This is a genomic window from Halomonas sp. KX33721, assembly GCF_001596805.1.
Taxonomy (GTDB): Bacteria; Pseudomonadota; Gammaproteobacteria; order Pseudomonadales; family Halomonadaceae; genus Vreelandella; species Vreelandella aquamarina.
In genome coordinates, this window is sequence record NZ_LVIA01000018.1 from 1 (window position 1) to 16,837 (window position 16,837).

Annotated in this window: 13 protein-coding genes; 9 read left to right on the top strand and 4 right to left on the bottom strand. The window is 52.9% G+C overall.

Going from position 1 to position 16,837, the window contains the following annotated elements:
* Positions 1-466: ATP-binding protein (locus tag A3220_RS07620; RefSeq protein WP_252860433.1), on the top strand; the 466-nt coding region annotated here is incomplete at its 5' end.
* Between the two features lie 52 nt (positions 467-518).
* On the opposite strand, the gene A3220_RS07625 is transcribed toward A3220_RS07620, so the two are convergent.
* Genes A3220_RS07625 through A3220_RS07635 form a run of 3 tightly spaced genes read right to left on the bottom strand, consistent with a single transcriptional unit; the run spans position 519 to position 6,256 of the window.
* The gene (locus A3220_RS07625; RefSeq protein ID WP_062374225.1) at positions 519-3,716 is read right to left on the bottom strand and encodes a CusA/CzcA family heavy metal efflux RND transporter; all 3,198 of its coding nucleotides are present in this window, start codon (positions 3,714-3,716) and stop codon (positions 519-521) included.
* 14 nt (positions 3,717-3,730) lie between these two features.
* The gene (locus A3220_RS07630; RefSeq protein ID WP_062374228.1) at positions 3,731-5,014 is read right to left on the bottom strand and encodes an efflux RND transporter periplasmic adaptor subunit; all 1,284 of its coding nucleotides are present in this window, start codon (positions 5,012-5,014) and stop codon (positions 3,731-3,733) included.
* Positions 5,015-5,035: 21 nt separating this feature from the next.
* Complete coding sequence (locus A3220_RS07635) at positions 5,036-6,256, bottom strand: TolC family protein (RefSeq protein WP_062374231.1); 1,221 nt, start codon at positions 6,254-6,256, stop codon at positions 5,036-5,038.
* A gap of 251 nt (positions 6,257-6,507) precedes the next feature.
* Here A3220_RS07635 and A3220_RS07640 point away from each other — a divergent pair, with 251 nt between their 5' ends.
* A complete protein-coding gene (locus A3220_RS07640; RefSeq protein WP_062374234.1) occupies positions 6,508-7,338 on the top strand; it encodes an SIMPL domain-containing protein in 831 nt (276 codons plus the stop codon).
* On the opposite strand, the gene serS is transcribed toward A3220_RS07640, so the two are convergent.
* Entirely contained in the window at positions 7,280-8,557 is a 1,278-nt protein-coding gene (gene serS, locus A3220_RS07645; protein ID WP_062374236.1) for a serine--tRNA ligase, read from the bottom strand. The genes A3220_RS07640 and serS overlap by 59 nt on opposite strands.
* A 203-nt stretch (positions 8,558-8,760) precedes the next feature.
* Between serS and A3220_RS07650 the strand changes: the two genes are divergently transcribed.
* The 7 genes from A3220_RS07650 to cas2 are packed head-to-tail and all read left to right on the top strand — an operon-like array spanning position 8,761 to position 16,375.
* The gene (locus A3220_RS07650; RefSeq protein WP_062374239.1) at positions 8,761-11,013 is read left to right on the top strand and encodes a CRISPR-associated helicase/endonuclease Cas3; all 2,253 of its coding nucleotides are present in this window, start codon (positions 8,761-8,763) and stop codon (positions 11,011-11,013) included.
* A 27-nt stretch (positions 11,014-11,040) separates the two neighbouring features.
* Positions 11,041-11,709, top strand: a complete 669-nt coding sequence (cas5c, locus tag A3220_RS07655; RefSeq protein WP_062374241.1) for a type I-C CRISPR-associated protein Cas5c — start codon at positions 11,041-11,043, stop codon at positions 11,707-11,709.
* The gene (gene cas8c / locus A3220_RS07660; protein ID WP_062374244.1) at positions 11,706-13,505 is read left to right on the top strand and encodes a type I-C CRISPR-associated protein Cas8c/Csd1; all 1,800 of its coding nucleotides are present in this window, start codon (positions 11,706-11,708) and stop codon (positions 13,503-13,505) included. Before cas5c ends, cas8c begins: the two co-directional genes overlap by 4 nt.
* Positions 13,502-14,371, top strand: coding sequence for a type I-C CRISPR-associated protein Cas7/Csd2 (gene cas7c, locus A3220_RS07665; protein ID WP_062374248.1), 870 nt, complete (start codon positions 13,502-13,504; stop codon positions 14,369-14,371). The genes cas8c and cas7c overlap by 4 nt, the downstream gene beginning before the upstream one ends.
* Before the next feature lie 10 nt (positions 14,372-14,381).
* Positions 14,382-15,041: a CRISPR-associated protein Cas4 gene (gene cas4 / locus A3220_RS07670; protein ID WP_062374250.1), complete on the top strand. Its 660-nt coding sequence runs from the start codon at positions 14,382-14,384 to the stop codon at positions 15,039-15,041.
* A complete protein-coding gene (gene cas1c, locus A3220_RS07675) occupies positions 15,026-16,066 on the top strand; it encodes a type I-C CRISPR-associated endonuclease Cas1c (protein WP_062374253.1) in 1,041 nt (346 codons plus the stop codon). The genes cas4 and cas1c overlap by 16 nt, the downstream gene beginning before the upstream one ends.
* An 18-nt stretch (positions 16,067-16,084) precedes the next feature.
* Positions 16,085-16,375, top strand: a complete 291-nt coding sequence (cas2, locus tag A3220_RS07680) for a CRISPR-associated endonuclease Cas2 (protein ID WP_062374255.1) — start codon at positions 16,085-16,087, stop codon at positions 16,373-16,375.
* Positions 16,376-16,837: the final 462 nt, after the last annotated feature.

Sequence of the window (16,837 nt, forward strand, 5' to 3'; positions counted from 1 at the left end):
AGCAGACATATCAGGCAGACAGATGGGACGGACGTGCATGCCGGTTGAAATCACGGCAAGTGTCATCACCGTTATGGAAAAAATCTTCCCTGACACGGTTTTTCGCCTCCACACCAACTTACCTGAAAACTTCAGCTGGCCAATGGAGCGACAGGATCTTTCAGAGCTACTTGGCAATTTACTCGAAAATGGCGGGAAGTGGTGCCAGACAACCGTCGACGTTACAATCGCCCGCACGTCATCAGGACTCTCCATAGAAGTAGCGGACGATGGCCCCGGAATTTCTCCCGAGGCGGCAGCCACTGTCATGAACAGGGGTACCAGGCTGGATGAAACGGTCGCCGGTTTTGGGCTCGGATTGTCCATCGTGTCCGAGATTGTCGAAGACAACCTCGGACAGATGAACATGGGTACCTCAAAAAACGGAGGAGCCAGCATTGTCATTCTACTGCCACTTCCGGATTAGAAAACCTCCAGAAAGGCAACCGTCGATGACGCAGCGCGGCTTCTCCCATTTTTTACCGTTGGATATCACTCACCTTGGCTCTTGAAAAGCGACCGAACAGAACCGGCAAAACAAAGAGTGTCAGGAAAGTTGCAGTCACGAGACCACCAACAATCACGCTGGCCAGTGGCTTCTGGATTTCCGCTCCCACGCCCGTCGACAACAGCATCGGTATCAAACCGAGCGCCGAGGTTATTGCTGTCATCAAGACAGGACGCAAACGGGAGACGGCACCTTCAAACACCGCGGTATCCACGTTCAACCCATCCTGTATTCGCTGATTGATGCTTTCGACCATAACGACCCCGTTGAGCACCGCCACACCAAACAAAGTGATAAATCCAACGGAACTGGGCACTGAAAGATACTGGCCGGAGACCCAGAGCGAAAAGACACCACCAATTACGGCAAGCGGCACGTTGACCAGAATCAACAGCGCTTGACCAACCGAACTGAAAGCGAAGTAGAGCAACAGCGCAATCAGCCCCAGAGATACAGGTACCACAATGGTCAATCGTTTCTGAGCTCGCTGCTGGTTTTCGAACTGACCACCAATATCCACCGAATAGCCGGGGGGAAGGTTCACTTCTGACGCGATAACATCCTGAATATCGGCAACCACACTGCCCATATCACGACCCTGCACATTGGACTGAATGACCACACGGCGCTGAACGTCGTCGCGGCGCACCTGGGGCGGGCCGGACTCAATAGACACATCGGCCACATCGCCGAGTCTCACCCAGGCTCCGGAAGGCGCCTGCAACCTGAGATCAGCAATGGCATCCCGGTCTTCCCGGAAACGTTTGGCCAGGCGCACATAGATATCGTACCGCTCATTTCCGTTGATGATCTGGCCCGCGGCGGCACCACCCAGTCCGTCCCGGACGACACTCATCACATCAGACACGGCGAGTCCGTACCGGGAAAGTGCCTGACGGTCTGGCTGAACCACCAACTGCGCTTCACCGGCAATCTGCTCCATGGCCACATCCCGTGTTCCCTGAACTGTTCGGACCGCCGCTTCAATCTGCTGGCCTTTCTCCGCCAGTACGTCGAGATCCGGGCCAAAGAGTTTGATGGCCAACTGCGCACGAACACCTGACAACAATTCATCAACCCGAGTCGCGATAGGCTGAGAAAAGTTAAACAGTAGCCCCGGGTGCTGTTCGAGCTTCTCCTCAAACAGAGCCTGCAATTCATAGCGATTACTGGCGCTGGTCCACTCCGAAGTTGGTTTTAAGCCAATATAGATCTCTATGTTGTTAACTGGCTCCGGGTCGCCGCCTATTTCTGCTCGGCCAGCCCTGGACAGAGCGTAAGTCACCTCTGGAAACTCCATCAGCATGGCCTCCAGTTTTGGCGCCACTTCAAGCGCCGTATCGAGGCTTGATGAGGGAGCCAGAGTCACCCGGAGGTTGATCGTTCCCTCTTCCAGTTCAGGCACGAACTCCGTGCCCAGTCGTGGAACAACCAGCGCCGCCAGCACAACAAGAACAGCCGCCGCGCCAACAACCACGCGGCTATGCTTCAGTGACCAGGCAAGCCCCATGCGATAGAGCTTTTCCAGGGGTTTTAGAATGAAGCTTTCCCGCTCCCGGATACCCTTACGGAACATGTATGACGCCAGCGCGGGTACAACCACCAGAGCGACGATCACCGCCGACACGATAGCCAGCATGATGCTGATTGCCATTGGCTGGAACAGCTTGGCTTCCACACCTTCAAAGCTGAACAGAGGCATGAAAACGACCAGGATAATCGCCGTCGCGAAAAAGATCGGCCGCGCCACTTCCCGGCCCGCTTCCTGCAGTCGAAGTGCAATGCCACGATCATCGTGCGATGCATCCAGCGGATCGGGGTCGCCTTCAGCCAACTCATTCCGGTGGGCGTCATGCTCAGCATCGGGATGGGTCAGATGCTTGAAAATGTTCTCAACCATAACAACAGAGCCATCCACCAGCATGCCAATTGCCACAGCAATACCGCCCAGAGACATCAGGTTGGCCGAGAGACCGAACCAGGCCATGATCATCAGGGCAATCCCGATGGAAATCGGTATTGAAAGCAGCACCAGCGTTGTTGCCCGCAGATTCATCAGGAACAGGGCAAGCACAATCGCAATAAACACAAAAGCCAACAAAAGCGCATTGGTCACCGTCTCTACGGCCTTGGTCACCAGATCCGCCTGGTTGTAATAGGGCTCAAAACGAACCCCACTCGGAAGCGCCTGATTTATGCGATCAATGCGGGCCTCGATGCCGTCGATGGTGGCTTTTGTGTTGGCCCCCATTCGTTTGAGTACAATGCCAGAAACCACTTCACCCAGTTGTTCAACCTGACCGGCTTCATCCTTCCGGGTCATGGTTACCGCACCCTGGCGAATTTCAGTGCCCAGCGCTACCTCGGCGACATCGTTCACTGTCACTGTAATGCCATCACTGGTTTTAACGGGCACCTGACGGATCTGCTCGAGCCCCTGCTCGCCATTACCCAGCCAGCCCATACCGCGAATAACCAACTGCTCCTGCCCGCGGCCCATATACCAGCCCCCAACATTGGAGTTGTTGTTCTCCAGGGCTTCCATGACATCGTTCTGTGATAAGTCATAGGACAGCATTCGCGCCGGGTTCAGGTTAACCTGGTACTGGCGGACCTCTCCGCCAAACGACAGGATTTCCGTAACCCCTTCAGCCGGTATCAGCAACAGTTTGACCAGCCAGTCGTGCAAGCTGCGCAATTCCATTGCGTCGTACCCCGAATCCGGGTCCGCTATCAGCAAGTACTGGTAGACCTGGCCAAGACCGGACGAATTCGGCCCCATTTCAGGCACCCCGACCCCGTCCGGAATCAGCTCCCGCGCGGCCTGCAACCGCTCGAAAACCAGTTGGCGCGCGAAATAGATATCCGTGCCCTCTTTAAAGACCACGGTGACACCAGACAACCCGGTTTTGGAGATGGACCGAACCTCCTCAACATCCGGCAACGCATACATCACCGATTCAATGGGATAGGTGATCAGCTGCTCGACTTCCTCAGCCGCAAGTCCGGGCGCCTCTGTATTAACAGCGACCTGGACGTTTGTAACGTCGGGGAAAGCATCAAGATTCAGTTTTGGTATCTGAAACGCGGCCGTGGCGATAAGCACTGCAAGCGCAATAAGAACCAACAGGCGGTTCTGAACCGCCCAGTCGACTACTCGGTTGAACATAATGACTCCCGGAATCAGTGGTTGTGCGGATCAAAGCCGCCTTTGGCAATCTCAGAGGCCACAAAAAATGCGCCCCGCAAAACGACTCGTTGGCCCGCAGCCAGGCCGGAAACCTCACGGAGCCCGCCTATTGAGCGGCCCAGTTCCACTTCCACGGGTTCATACTCGCCTTCGGCCTCTTCCACATAGACCGTCCAGTCGCCGTCCGCGCCACGCATCAATGCAGTCTCCGGCACGGCAAGCACCGGCTCGCTGGTCTTAAAACGAAAATACACATCTGCGAACATTCCTGGATGAAAACGATCTTCAGGATTGTCCAGCTCCAGCCTGACAATCCGCGTGCGGGTCACAGGATCAATGGTGTGGGCTTCCTGGGACACCGTTGCCACGCCCACACGACCCGCTGCCCTGACTTCGGCTTCCGCGCCCTTCTCTAGAACAATGTCGGAGCTTGCTGGCAGATGGGCTTCTACCCAAAGCTCACTCTCATCAGCAAGAGTCACCAGCGGCTGGCCAGCCTCAACTCTTTGTCCTTGCTCAAACTCATCGGTCAGTACTGCACCATCCACGCGAGCCCTGAGCATGTATTCACCGAGACTATCCACCCCGCTGGCCTTCAACGCACCAATGTCATCATCGTTCAGCCCGTAAGCAAGCAGAGTCGCCCTTGCTGCTTCAATGTTGGCTTTCGCTGTATTGAACCGCTGATCGCCAACCACGGAACGACCCAGCCCGCTGATTCGCTTCCATTCAGGAAAAGCTTTCCTGTAATCCGCCTGCGCCTGTGCCACCGTCTCACTGAACAGGGTTACCAGCGGCTGGCCCTTGGTTACGTGCTCACCCAGTTCCACGTGACGCCGCAGCACCACTGAGGCAACCCGGGGGGACACGTGATAGCTGGTATAGCCGTTGGTCAGCAGCTCACCGGGAGCGTAGATTTCATAGTCAACGCGCTTGCTCTCAAGGGTTGCTACTTCAATGCCGGCGAGCTCTTTCTGTTTGGCATTGATGCTTGCGGTGGCCGCTTCTTCATGGCCACCGTTCTCGTCTTCGTGGCCGTGCCCCCCTTCCTCTTCATGATCACCTTCCTCCTCATGCTCACCTTCCTCCTCATGCTCACCTTCTTCACCATGATCTTCCTTATACTCGCCCTCCTCACCGGTGACTTCCTGATGATCGTCGCCACTGGCAGCATGATCATGACCGGCTTCCTGATGAGCATCTTCCTCTGCCTGTACAAAAGAAAGTGGGGCTGTAAGCAACGTCAATGCGAATACTGAAATCAGAGCTTTTTTCATAATGAATATCCAGTTTCCAGACTAGTATTGGAAGAGGGTGATCAGTTCGCCAGACTGGCTCAAGAGCTCAATCAGACCCAACTGCGCCTGCTTTTCCAGTTCAATACCGGTTTTCAGGCTCTCCGCGCGCTGGCCCAGCGCCTGGAGATACTCAGAGGTGGAGAGGTCGCCGACCTGCCACTGCTTCTCAAGCAAATCGGCACTTCGCTGTACACGCCCCTGGGATAGTTCTTTCCATCGACGGAGTTGCTTGTCGTATCGCTTCCAGGAAGCGCGAGCGCCTGCCAGGTCATATTGTCGTTTCCGGTAGAGCGCCTGAAACCGCGCTTCGGCCTCCAGAGCCCGTCGATTCGCAGCCCGGGTTTCAGCGCTGTAGTTATTACGGACGTTCAGAGGGATCGAGAACGTCAGGCCAACCAGGTTCCCACCGCCATCACGCCCTCCGCTCAGCCCGACCGTGGGAGATGCCGTCGCTCTGCGACTGACCACCTCGGCTTCGCTCCGCAGCACCTGCCACCTCGCGCGGGCAGCAGCAATTGACGGATGATCCAGCAAATTGTCGTTATCGACCCTGGAAGCAAGAGCCGGCCAAATGTGCCCGGGGATTCCCCCATCCTGAGGCCTCCAGTCCGGCAGACGTTCTCTAACTTGAGTTTCTGCTCGATCAACTGCGGCCTTTGCCTGGGCGAGTTCACTGAGCTGCTGAGAAAGGCTTAAAAAAAGCAACTCTGCATCGGTACTCCCCAGGTCGCCCGCCTGCTGGCGTTGCTCAACCTGCTCCAGCAAGGCATTCAGACGGTGTTGCTGGGATTCCGCAATTTCTTCGGCACGCGTCGCCGCGCGCCACTCGACAAGCGCAAACAGCGACTCGGACGTTTGTGCCAAAACCGCCTCGTTCAAATCAGCTTCAGCGGAAAGCCTGATCAGCTTTGCCTTGTCCTTTAGCGCACCCTGTTGATCAGACCAATCGATCGTTTGTGATAGCCCTGCCACAAAGTTGTTGTCACTGCCCGTTCTGTCTGCTCCAACAGACAGCTCCGGGTTATACAGCGGTTGTTCGCTTGCCTCAGCATCCTGATTCCGGGCTGCCGCCTGCTCTGTCGCCGCCATAACATCCGGATGTTTGCTTATCTGGCCAGTGAGCCAATTTGTCCAATTCACAGTCTCCGCTTGACCGAACAGAGGAATGGACAATAGTACTGAACACAACAACGCTCTGGGCGAGTGCTTGCTTGCCTTCATCGACTTTCTCCCGAAGGGGTAAATAGCCACAATTCATGGGCGCGAGGCGTCCATGACAAAGTAGGAACAGGCTAGGATAGTAAGTGAAAAGGTTAAAATGAACTTGAATTCGAAGCGTCATCCACAAAAAGCAACTGTTTTCCGTCTACTCTTTGCCAGCGAACTTTATGGCAACCTTTCCTTCCAAACAGCGATACACAATATTAGTTAGCCTACTCTGCTCATTGGCTCTCTTAGCAAGGAAGTGACCTATGAATACAGCAATGCAACACTTTAAACGCCTCCGCTACGGCATCGTGGGTAGCGCTTTGTTTGCCCTATTGACTACCCCTATGGCTTACGCCGCGCCGCCTGCTCCGCCAAGCCTTCACGTTCAGGCGCAGTCATGGGTGGAAGTTGAACCCGATAAAGCCACGCTCTCTGCACGTTTGTGGGAAAACACCCCAGCGGTTTCAACCTTAGAAGACACCGATAGCGAAGCCCTGGGCAGCGCCCGCGAGCGGCTTGAGCAGCGTGCCAGCGAGCTGATTGCCGCCATGGAAGAGATCGGCATTGAGCAACGCGCCATCAATGCAGGCTCCCTGAACGTGTATCCTGAGCATGTCGCAGGCCCGCGCAACGACAACGGCGAACAAGAGACGCTGATGCGCACCCGCTTAGAACGCCCCTTCAGCGTTGAGCTAACTAATATAGACCAATTAGGCGATGTGCTGGACGCTTTGATTGACGCTGGTGTAAATGCGTTAGATGGTGTGCAGTTTGACCTGCAGGATCGCGACGCCGCCACCGACGAAGCACTGACAAAAGCGTTAGAAAAAGCCCGCCATAAAGCCGACCTTATGGCGAGCACGCTAGATGTCACGCTTGGCCCTGTTCAACACATTGAAGAGACCCAAGCGCCGGTTTTTCAACCCCGCATGATGGCCATGCGCGCCGAAAGTGACGCTATGGGCAGCGGTTCAGCCAGCGACTACCGCCCCGGCACCATTCGCATCGATGCCGGGGTGAACGTCGAGTGGGCGCTTAGAGGGCAAGACGCTCGAGGCCGCCTAGATAGGGCTGCAGGGGAGCCGGAACAGTAATCGACCCATCGGCCTGCTGGTGGTTTTCGAGCACCGCCAGCAGGCAACGCCCTACTGCTAAACCCGAACCATTGAGCGTATGCAGTAGCTGAGGCTTTTTGGAATCAGGGTGGCGGTAACGGGCTTGCATCCGACGCGCCTGGAAATCTTCGCAGTTAGACACAGAGGAGATTTCCCGGTAGGTGTTTTGGCTCGGCAGCCACACTTCCAAATCGTAGGTTTTTGCCGCGCCAAAGCCCATGTCGCCCGTACACAGCGTCACCACCCGATACGGCAACTCAAGCGCCTGCAGAATGGCTTCTGCATGGCCGCGCATCTCTTCCAGCGCTTCATAGCTCTTCTCCGGCTCCACAATTTGCACCATCTCGACTTTATCGAACTGGTGTTGACGAATCATGCCACGGGTATCGCGCCCATAAGCGCCAGCTTCCGAACGGAAACATGGAGTATGCGCCGTGAGCTTCATCGGCAGCGCAGCCAGCTCGACGATCTCATCACGCACGAAGTTGGTCAGCGGTACTTCTGAGGTGGGAATCAAGTGGTACTCCCGCTCGTCGTTCAGCTTGAACAGATCCTCGCCGAACTTGGGCAGCTGGCCCGTACCCATCAGCGAATCGCGATTCACCATGTAAGGCACATAGCACTCTTCATAGCCGTGCTGCTGGGTTTGCGTATCCAGCATAAACTGCGCCAGCGCGCGATGCAGGCGAGCGATGGGCCCGCGCATCACTGCAAAGCGCGCGCCGGTCAGCTTGGCCGCCAGTTCAAAATCGAGATAGCCGGACTTCTTACCCAAATCCACATGGTCCAGCACCTCAAAGTCGAACTCACGCGGCGTGCCCCAGCGGTGCAGCTCCACGTTATCGTCTTCGTTCTTGCCTTCCGGCACGCTCTCATGGGGCAGGTTGGGAATACCGCTAATCGCGTCATCCCACTCAGCCTGTACCTCGGCCAGCTCGCGCTTAGCAGCATCCAAACGGTCACCTAAGTCGCTCACCTCATCCAGCAGCGGCTGGATATCTTCGCCATTGGCTTTGGCCTTACCAATCGCTTTGGAGCGCATATTACGCTCGTTCTGCAACTGTTCGGTCTGGGTTTGCAACTCACGACGGCGCGACTCTAGCGCCTGCAGTGCCGCTTTATCGAGTTCGAAGCCCCGGCGGGCCAGTTGTTGCGCAGTTGCATCAAGATCGCCGCGCAGCAGTTTCGGATCGAGCATGAGTTATCCCTTGGCCAGAATTCAGTGAAACACGGCTCTCAAAGGCCGTGACAAAGGGGTCTATTGTAGGCAAAAGCGCGGCGGGGGGCCATGACTGCCTTGAGGGTAAGTAATGGCTTACACGATGTAAGCATTTTGCTATAGAAAAAGTGGGTAGTTTAAAGCTAAGGTGACTAAATTATTAATCTTGATGAGTCACTCAAATGCCATCCGAACTGCCACGCTTTTACGCTCATTCGCTTCCTGAAACTGGTCAGCAAGCTTGGCAAGCACTAGACGATCACCTGCTCTGTGTCGCAGAAATGGCGGCAACGCGCGCTGAACGCTTTGGTATGGCAGATGCCGGTTATGCAGCGGGGCTTTTGCATGATTTAGGCAAGTACAGCGAGCCCTTTCAAAGACGGCTGAAAGGCTCTCCTGAGCGCGTTGATCACTCAACAGCAGGCGCCATTATTGCGAAGAAATATTTTCCTGGTGGCCTGGGAGACCTTTTGGCTTATGTCATTGTAGGCCACCACGCAGGCTTAGCTAATGGCCGAGATGCGGGAGAGCGAACGCCCCTCAAAGACCGATTAAAAGCTGACATACCCGTCATTAATACTCAGTGGCAAAAAGAGCTTAAATTGCCCGAGACGCTACTTCCTCCCGAGCATTTTAAGCTACGTCGTGATCGGGCATTTTTGCAATATGCATTTTTAGCGCGCATGCTTTTTTCATGTTTAGTTGATGCAGACTATATCGATACCGAAACCTTCTACGCCAAGCATGAAACCGGCTTAGCGCAGCGGCGTGGTGGTGGCACTTCTTTAAAGCAGCTTCGTGAAGCGCTCAATGAGCATCTGGCAAAATTCGACACCGAAAAAGGCATTAATCGGTTACGCGGGCATATCCTGCGCGAAGTACGTAACAAAGCAGAAATGAAGCCCGGCTGCTTCACTCTCACAGTGCCTACGGGCGGTGGCAAAACACTCGCTTCTCTCGCCTTTGCGCTAGATCACGCCATCAGGCATGGCATGGATCGAGTGATCTACGTTATTCCCTTTACCAGCATTGTCGAACAGAACGCTGCTGTATTTCGGCATGCGTTAGGTAAATATGGCGCGGAAACAGTTTTAGAACACCATAGCACCTTCGATGCTGAAACAGCGTCAAAAGGCGACAAAACGAGTCTTGATAAACTCAAGCGCGACAGTGAAAACTGGGATGCGCCGATTATCGTGACGACCTCCGTGCAATTTCTGGAAAGTCTGTTTGCTGCCAAAACATCACGCTGCCGCAAGTTACACAATATTGCCCGCAGCGTCGTAATTCTGGATGAAGCTCAAACCATGCCCCTGCCCTTGCTGAGGCCAAGTGTTGCTGCGCTGGATGAACTCGCACTGAATTATCACGCTAGTATTGTGCTCTGTACCGCTACCCAACCAGCCCTTCTTGAAACCGATGATGCAGAGCATAGTTTCGCGGGTGGGTTCAAAGACGTAGAGGAGTTAGCCCCCGATCCCAAAAAACTATACCGAGAACTAAAGCGGGTGACAGTGCGGCATATCGGCAGCTTAGATGATGCTCAATTACGCGACGAACTCTTAGACGTCGAACAAGTACTGTGCATTGTCAATAATCGCCGCCATGCCAGAGCACTGTACGAATCACTGGCCGGTCAACCCGGAGTTTTTCACCTCACTACTGCCATGTACGCCGTTCATCGAAGGCAGGTATTACAACAAATTCGTGAAACTCTAGCAGTTGGCAAACCATGTCGTGTGATTTCCACATCACTCATAGAAGCAGGCGTAGACGTTGATTTTCCAAGAGTGTTGCGTGCTGAAGCAGGGCTCGATTCCATAGCGCAAGCTGCTGGGCGCTGTAATCGTGAAGGCAAACGAACCCCAGAAGAAAGCGAAGTACGTATTTTTGCAACAGCAAATGAAGAATGGGCGCCGCCACCAGAGCTAAAACAGTTTGCCCAAGCCACGCGTGAAGTGCTACGCAAGCATAGTCATGACCCTCTCTCGCTTGAAGCCATTGATGCGTACTTCAAGCTGCTTTACTGGCAGCAAGGGGCTGATCAGCTCGACAAACACCAATTGCTCTCGCTGATAGAAAAAAGTGGCATTGATGGCCTGCCATTTGAGACCCTCGAAAAGCAATTTCGCCTCATCGACAACAATCAAAAGAGCGTCATTATTCCCTTGGACTGTGAAGCACGTAAAGCGATAAAAGACCTCGCGTTTGCGACTAGTCCAGGTCGCATTGCCCGAAAATTACAGCTCTATACAGTCCAGGTGCCGCATAACGGCTTCAGAGCCTTAGAGAAGGCCGAAGCTATTGCCCCCATAGAGCCAGACAAATTTGGTGAGCAGTTTATGCTACTGGTCAATGAAGACCTCTACCATGAAGCATTGGGGTTGAATTGGAGCGACCCAACCTTTATGCGCGCTGAAAGTTTACAGTGGTAAATATATAAAACTACATAGGAAGCTGTTATGTCATATGGTGTTCGACTGCATATCTGGGGTGACCGGGCCTGCTTTACGCGGCCAGAGATGAAGGTAGAGCGTGTATCCTATGACGTGATAACACCCTCGGCAGCACGCGGGATTTTAGAAGCAATCCACTGGAAACCTGCTATACGCTGGTGCGTAGACCGAATCCATGTGCTTAAGCCAATTCAGTTCGAGTCGCTGCGACGTAATGAAGTCGGCGGCAAGCTCTCAGCTGCTTCTGTAACCAAAGCCATGAAAGCAGGACGCGTTGATGATGTAGCTTACTTTGTTGATCAGAACCGTCAACAGAGAGCCGCCACCCTTTTGCGCAATGTGGCTTACGTTATCGAGGCGCACTTTGAATTTACCCCGCGTGCGGACGATAGCGACACGCCTGGCAAACATCTTGATATTTTCAACCGCCGCGCCCGCCAGGGACAGTGCTTTCATACACCGTGTATGGGCACCCGCGAATTCCCAGCTAATTTTGAGTTAATTGAGCCAGAACAGCCTCTTCCGCCCTTTGACCCCATACTAACCGGGGAAAAAGATCTCGGTTACATGCTCCACGATATCGATTTTGCTAACGGTAAAACATCCCGCTTTTTTCGTGCCAAGATGCACGATGGCGTGATTGAAGTACCTCCATTTCAGGAGGCATTAGCATGATATTAACCGCTCTCAATGACTACTACCATCGACTAGCTAAAGAAAACAAAGTACCGCAGCCCGGCTTTAGTACAGAAAAAATCAGCTTCGCTCTAGTATTTAACGAAAATGGTGAGCCGCAACAAATCGATGATCTACGTGACACTACTGGCAAAAAGCCCCGTGCCCGCCCTTATCAGGTGCCCGTTGATAAAAGACGCACATCAGGTATTCACGCCTACCCACTCTGGGATAAAACTGCTTATTCGCTAGGTATAACGGCTGGAGAAGGTAAGCGCCTAAGTGATGAACATGCGGCATTCAAAGCGCGTCAGCTTGAGCTTTTCCGTAACAGTGATGACAAATCACTCCTAGCATTTTTGAAACTCTTAGATCAATGGCAACCTGAAACGCTATCCTCAATACCCGGTTATAGCGAGGAGGTATTAGATAGCAATATTATTTTTCGGCTAGATGGACAACGACAATACCTACATGAAAACGATAACGCTCGCCAAATTTGGAGCACTACCCTCGAAGAAAATACCGGCATTTATGGACAGTGCTTAATCACCGGTGAAGACTCCACACTAGGCACGGACCACCCCGCCATTAAGGGAGTTAGAGACGCACAATCATCAGGCGCTTCGCTAGTATCTTTTAACAGCGAGGCGTATGAGTCTTACGGCTTTCGTAAAAACCAAAACGCTGCTACCTCCACATCGGCAATTTTTGGCTATACAACGGCATTAAATTATTTACTACGTGGCGATGCAGACAACCAACAACGCCTACAAATAGGCGACACAACGCTGGTTTTCTGGGCAAATGCGCAAACATCACAGGCTGCCCAAGCGGCGGAAAGCTTTTTTGCGGTACTCAACCAACCTCCCAGCGACGAACAGGAAGCCACCAAACTAGGCTCACTACTCGCACAAGTGGCTGATGGCCGCCCGTTAAAGGATGTCGCACCAGAACTGGAACCCGAAACGCAATTTTATGTACTCGGACTTGCTCCAAACGCTGCCCGTTTATCAGTGCGTTTTTGGCTGGTAGATAGCCTAGAGCATTTAACGAAGCATTACGCCCAACATTACCAGGATCTAAACATTCAGCCTACGCCATGGAAGGGTATTGCACCCAGTGTTTGGTGGCTAACCCTTCAAACAGCGCCTATTCATGGCGCACGCCCGAAATCAGAAGATGTACTGCCCCAGCTTGCGGGCGAAATGATGCGCGCCATCATCACTGGGAAGCGCTACCCCCGCTCCTTACTTACCAATGTTGTCATGCGTTTTCGTAGTGATGGTCATATCAATGGATTACGCATTGCACTTTGCAAAGCGGTGCTAGCCAGAGAGGCTCGCTTGACCACGCACTCAAACTCGAACCAACAGGAGGTTTCCGTGAGCCTTGATAAAAGCTCTACCCATCCAGGTTACTTATTGGGCCGCTTATTTGCCGAACTAGAAAACGCCCAACGTGGCGCACTAGGCAAAGAGTTGAATGCCACCATTCGGGATCGCTACTACGGCGCTGCATCCGCCACACCCGCTAGCGTGTTTCCCATGCTGCTACGTAATGTACAGCACCACCTTTCATCAATGCGTAAAAAAGATAAAGGCGGTATTGCACACAGTATTGAAAACGAAATCAGCCAGATTATCGGCGGCCTGGGCGACACCTTTCCACGCAGCCTGCGTATCGAAGAACAGGGTCGTTTTGCCATCGGTTACTACCACCAATCACAAACACGATTCGCTAAAAAAGATAGCGCAGATAACGAAGAAAAAGCTGAGCAAGGAGATTCAGAATGACTGCTATTGCTAACCGCTATGAGTTTGTCCTTTTATTTGATGTGACCAACGGCAATCCTAACGGTGACCCTGATGCAGGTAACCTGCCACGGCTCGACCCAGAGACCAACCAAGGGCTTATCACTGATGTTTGCCTAAAGCGTAAAATTCGCAACTATGTTGCTCTAGAAAAAGAGCATGACGCTGGCTACGCCATCTATATGCAAGAGAAGTCAGTACTCAATAACCAGCATAAAAAGGCCTATGAAGCGCTAGATATAAAACCTGAATCTAAAAAGCTTCCCAAGGATGCAGAAAAAGCACGCCAAGTAACTGAGTGGATGTGCAATAACTTTTTCGATGTTCGCACTTTTGGTGCTGTCATGACGACCGAGGTCAATTCCGGTCAAGTACGCGGCCCGGTCCAGGTAGCTTTTGCAAGCTCTATTGACCCCGTCATACCCATGGAAGTCTCCATTACCCGTATGGCGGTTACCAATGAAAAGGATCTTGAAAAAGAGCGCACCATGGGCCGCAAGCACATTATTCCTTATGGCCTATACCGCGTTCACGGCTATGTATCTGCGAAGCTAGCTGAGCGCACTGGATTTTCAGAAGAGGATTTAGCCCTTTTATGGCGCTCTCTAATCAATATGTTTGAACACGACCGCTCTGCTGCTCGTGGCGAGATGTCTGCACGGAAACTTGTTGTCTTCAAACATGATCACCCCATGGGCAACGCACCAGCGCATGTACTCTTCGATAGTGTGCACGTCCAGCGTGTAACTGGAGAAGAAGATACACCAGCACGCCACTACAGCGACTATCAAGTAAGTATCGCACACGACTCTTTACCATCTGGAGTTAGCGCAGAAGAATATTTATAGGTGAAACGCCATGGAAGAAGAGGCACGCCCTATCCCGCTCTCAGCCTTACAGCATACGCTGTTCTGTCCGCGCCAGTGCGCACTGATTCATGTAGAACAGCAATGGGCAGAAAACCGCTATACTGCCGAAGGCCGCTTGTTACACGAGCGAGCTGATCAGTTGGGACATCAACGACGGCGGGGCGTACACACTTCCATGGCATTGCCCTTGGCAAGTGAACTGTTGGGCTTAAGCGGCATTGCCGACGTTGTAGAATTTGATGAACGTCAATCCCCTCTAACAGTCCGGCCTATTGAGTACAAACGCGGACGACCTAAAGCGCACCGCGCAGACGAAGTTCAGCTATGTGCCCAAGCGCTCTGCCTGGAAGAAATGTTAGATATTCACATCGGCTCTGGCGCGCTCTTTTACGGCAAAACACGACGGCGCAAAGAAGTCGTCTTTGATGACACTCTCCGCACGTTAACTCACCGTATCATTGCGCAAACTCGCGCTATTTTTGATGAACAGCAGACACCACCTGCTCTTTACGATGCCAAAAAATGTGACCACTGCTCCCTTATCAATATTTGCCAACCTCAAGTGTTTAGCAAGCAACGCTCCGCAAGCCGCTGGCTTACCCGCCAACTTGATACCCTGGATGAGTCACGCCAATGCGACGACAACTAAACTCACTGTATATCACCACTGAAGGTGCTTGGCTTAAAAAAGAAGGCGCCAATATTGTCATGCAGGTAGAAGGGAAAGAGCATGCCAGGCTTCCCATTCATATGCTGGAGTCCCTTGTATGCTTTGGACGCGTGCTAGTGTCTCCTCCGTTAATGGGGTTCTGCGCTGAACAAGGTGTTACCATCACTCACCTATCACCCAATGGGAAATTCTTAGCGCGTATTGAAGGCCCCGTCTCTGGCAATGTATTACTTAGGCGAACCCAATATCGTGTCAGTGATAGCGATGCCTACTGTTCGAGCCTAGTCAGCAGCCTTTTGATTGGTAAAGTCCATAACCAACGCGCTGTTCTCGCCCGAAGCATTCGTGATTATGGCAGCAAGATGCCACTTCAAGATCGCCAGCGCCTTGAAGCGGCTCGTGACCGGTTAAGTCGCATCGCACGTAATTTACTACAACCTGCCACAACCAATGAGCTTCGGGGTCTGGAAGGCGAAGCCGCTCAAGTATATTTCAGCGTCTTCAATTTATTAGTGCGCCAAGAAGGAGATGCTTTTGAGTTTAAAGGACGTAATCGTCGCCCTCCTCGTGATCGTATTAATGCCTTATTATCGTTTCTTTATACGCTACTCACTCATGACTGCCGTTCTGCGCTAGAAAGCGTAGGCTTAGATCCCGCCGTTGGTTTTTTACACCGTGATCGCCCAGGGCGGCCAAGCCTTGCACTCGACCTTGCTGAAGAGTTCCGCCCTTTACTAGGTGACCGCCTAGCCCTTTCGCTTATCAATCGACGCCAGCTACGCGAAAAGGACTTTGAAGTGACGGAAAGCAATGGCGTCGTGATGATAGATGATGCCCGCAAGCTGGTTCTGACCGCCTACCAAGAACGAAAGCGTGAAGAACTATTGCATACCTTTATTGATGAAAAATCCCCCATCGGCATGCTGCCCATACTGCAAGCTCAGCTAATGGCACGTCACCTGCGGGGCGACCTAGATGCTTACCCACCCTTCCTTTGGAAATAGCACACTGAGGGCAATATCATGATGGTACTAGTCAGCTATGATGTCAGCACATCTTCAGAGGGCGGTGAAGGCAGGCTGCGGCGAGTAGCGAAAGCATGTCGAGATATAGGACAGCGGGTACAATTTTCTGTGTTTGAAATTGAAGTAGATCCCGATCAATGGGTACGCTTTCGTCAACGCTTGATCGACTTGATTGATGACGAGGTAGATAGCTTACGCTTCTACTTCTTAGGCCGAAATTGGAAAAACCGCATCGAACATATTGGCGCCAAGCCTGCCTTAGACATGAATGGCCCTTTAGTTTTCTAATGTTGCTCTTGTTTGCGAACCCCAATTGTCTTGCCAAACCCCGTCAGGTTCGCAGCTCTTTAATAAATTGATTTTAATAACAAAATTTTCGCTCACTCTTTTGCATCAAGCAAAAATCGGCTAATGCTCAGTGTTTCGCAGAAGCATGTCTTTTTGCTTTTATTTTTCATGATGTTATAAACAGAACGGTCGCGCCCCGCCCGGGGCGTGCGGATAGAAACGCTAAGGGGCGTGTGTTGCGCCGGGCCGATAAAGTCGCGCCCCGCCCGGGGCGTGCGGATAGAAACGGGCCGCGTTAAGGGGGCTGGCAACTGACGGACAAGTCGCGCCCCGCCCGGGGCGTGCGGATAGAAACCTAGACGATCCCGCTGGCTACGTGACCGACCTCTTTGTCGCGCCCCGCCCGGGGCGTGCGGATAGAAACACTAGATACCGCAACAGGCCGCAAGGCTTATGCGTCGT

Bases quoted from the DNA above. Each gene is read 5' to 3' on its own strand.
- cas1c (WP_062374253.1), top strand. From the start codon at position 15,026: ATGCGACGACAACTAAACTCACTGTATATCACCACTGAAGGTGCTTGG.
- cas8c (WP_062374244.1), top strand. From the start codon at position 11,706: ATGATATTAACCGCTCTCAATGACTACTACCATCGACTAGCTAAAGAA.
- A3220_RS07640 (WP_062374234.1), top strand. From the start codon at position 6,508: ATGAATACAGCAATGCAACACTTTAAACGCCTCCGCTACGGCATCGTG.
- cas4 (WP_062374250.1), top strand. From the start codon at position 14,382: ATGGAAGAAGAGGCACGCCCTATCCCGCTCTCAGCCTTACAGCATACG.
- serS (WP_062374236.1), bottom strand. From the start codon at position 8,557: ATGCTCGATCCGAAACTGCTGCGCGGCGATCTTGATGCAACTGCGCAA.
- cas2 (WP_062374255.1), top strand. From the start codon at position 16,085: ATGATGGTACTAGTCAGCTATGATGTCAGCACATCTTCAGAGGGCGGT.
- cas5c (WP_062374241.1), top strand. From the start codon at position 11,041: ATGTCATATGGTGTTCGACTGCATATCTGGGGTGACCGGGCCTGCTTT.
- A3220_RS07630 (WP_062374228.1), bottom strand. From the start codon at position 5,014: ATGAAAAAAGCTCTGATTTCAGTATTCGCATTGACGTTGCTTACAGCC.
- A3220_RS07650 (WP_062374239.1), top strand. From the start codon at position 8,761: ATGCCATCCGAACTGCCACGCTTTTACGCTCATTCGCTTCCTGAAACT.
- A3220_RS07625 (WP_062374225.1), bottom strand. From the start codon at position 3,716: ATGTTCAACCGAGTAGTCGACTGGGCGGTTCAGAACCGCCTGTTGGTT.
- cas7c (WP_062374248.1), top strand. From the start codon at position 13,502: ATGACTGCTATTGCTAACCGCTATGAGTTTGTCCTTTTATTTGATGTG.
- A3220_RS07635 (WP_062374231.1), bottom strand. From the start codon at position 6,256: ATGAAGGCAAGCAAGCACTCGCCCAGAGCGTTGTTGTGTTCAGTACTA.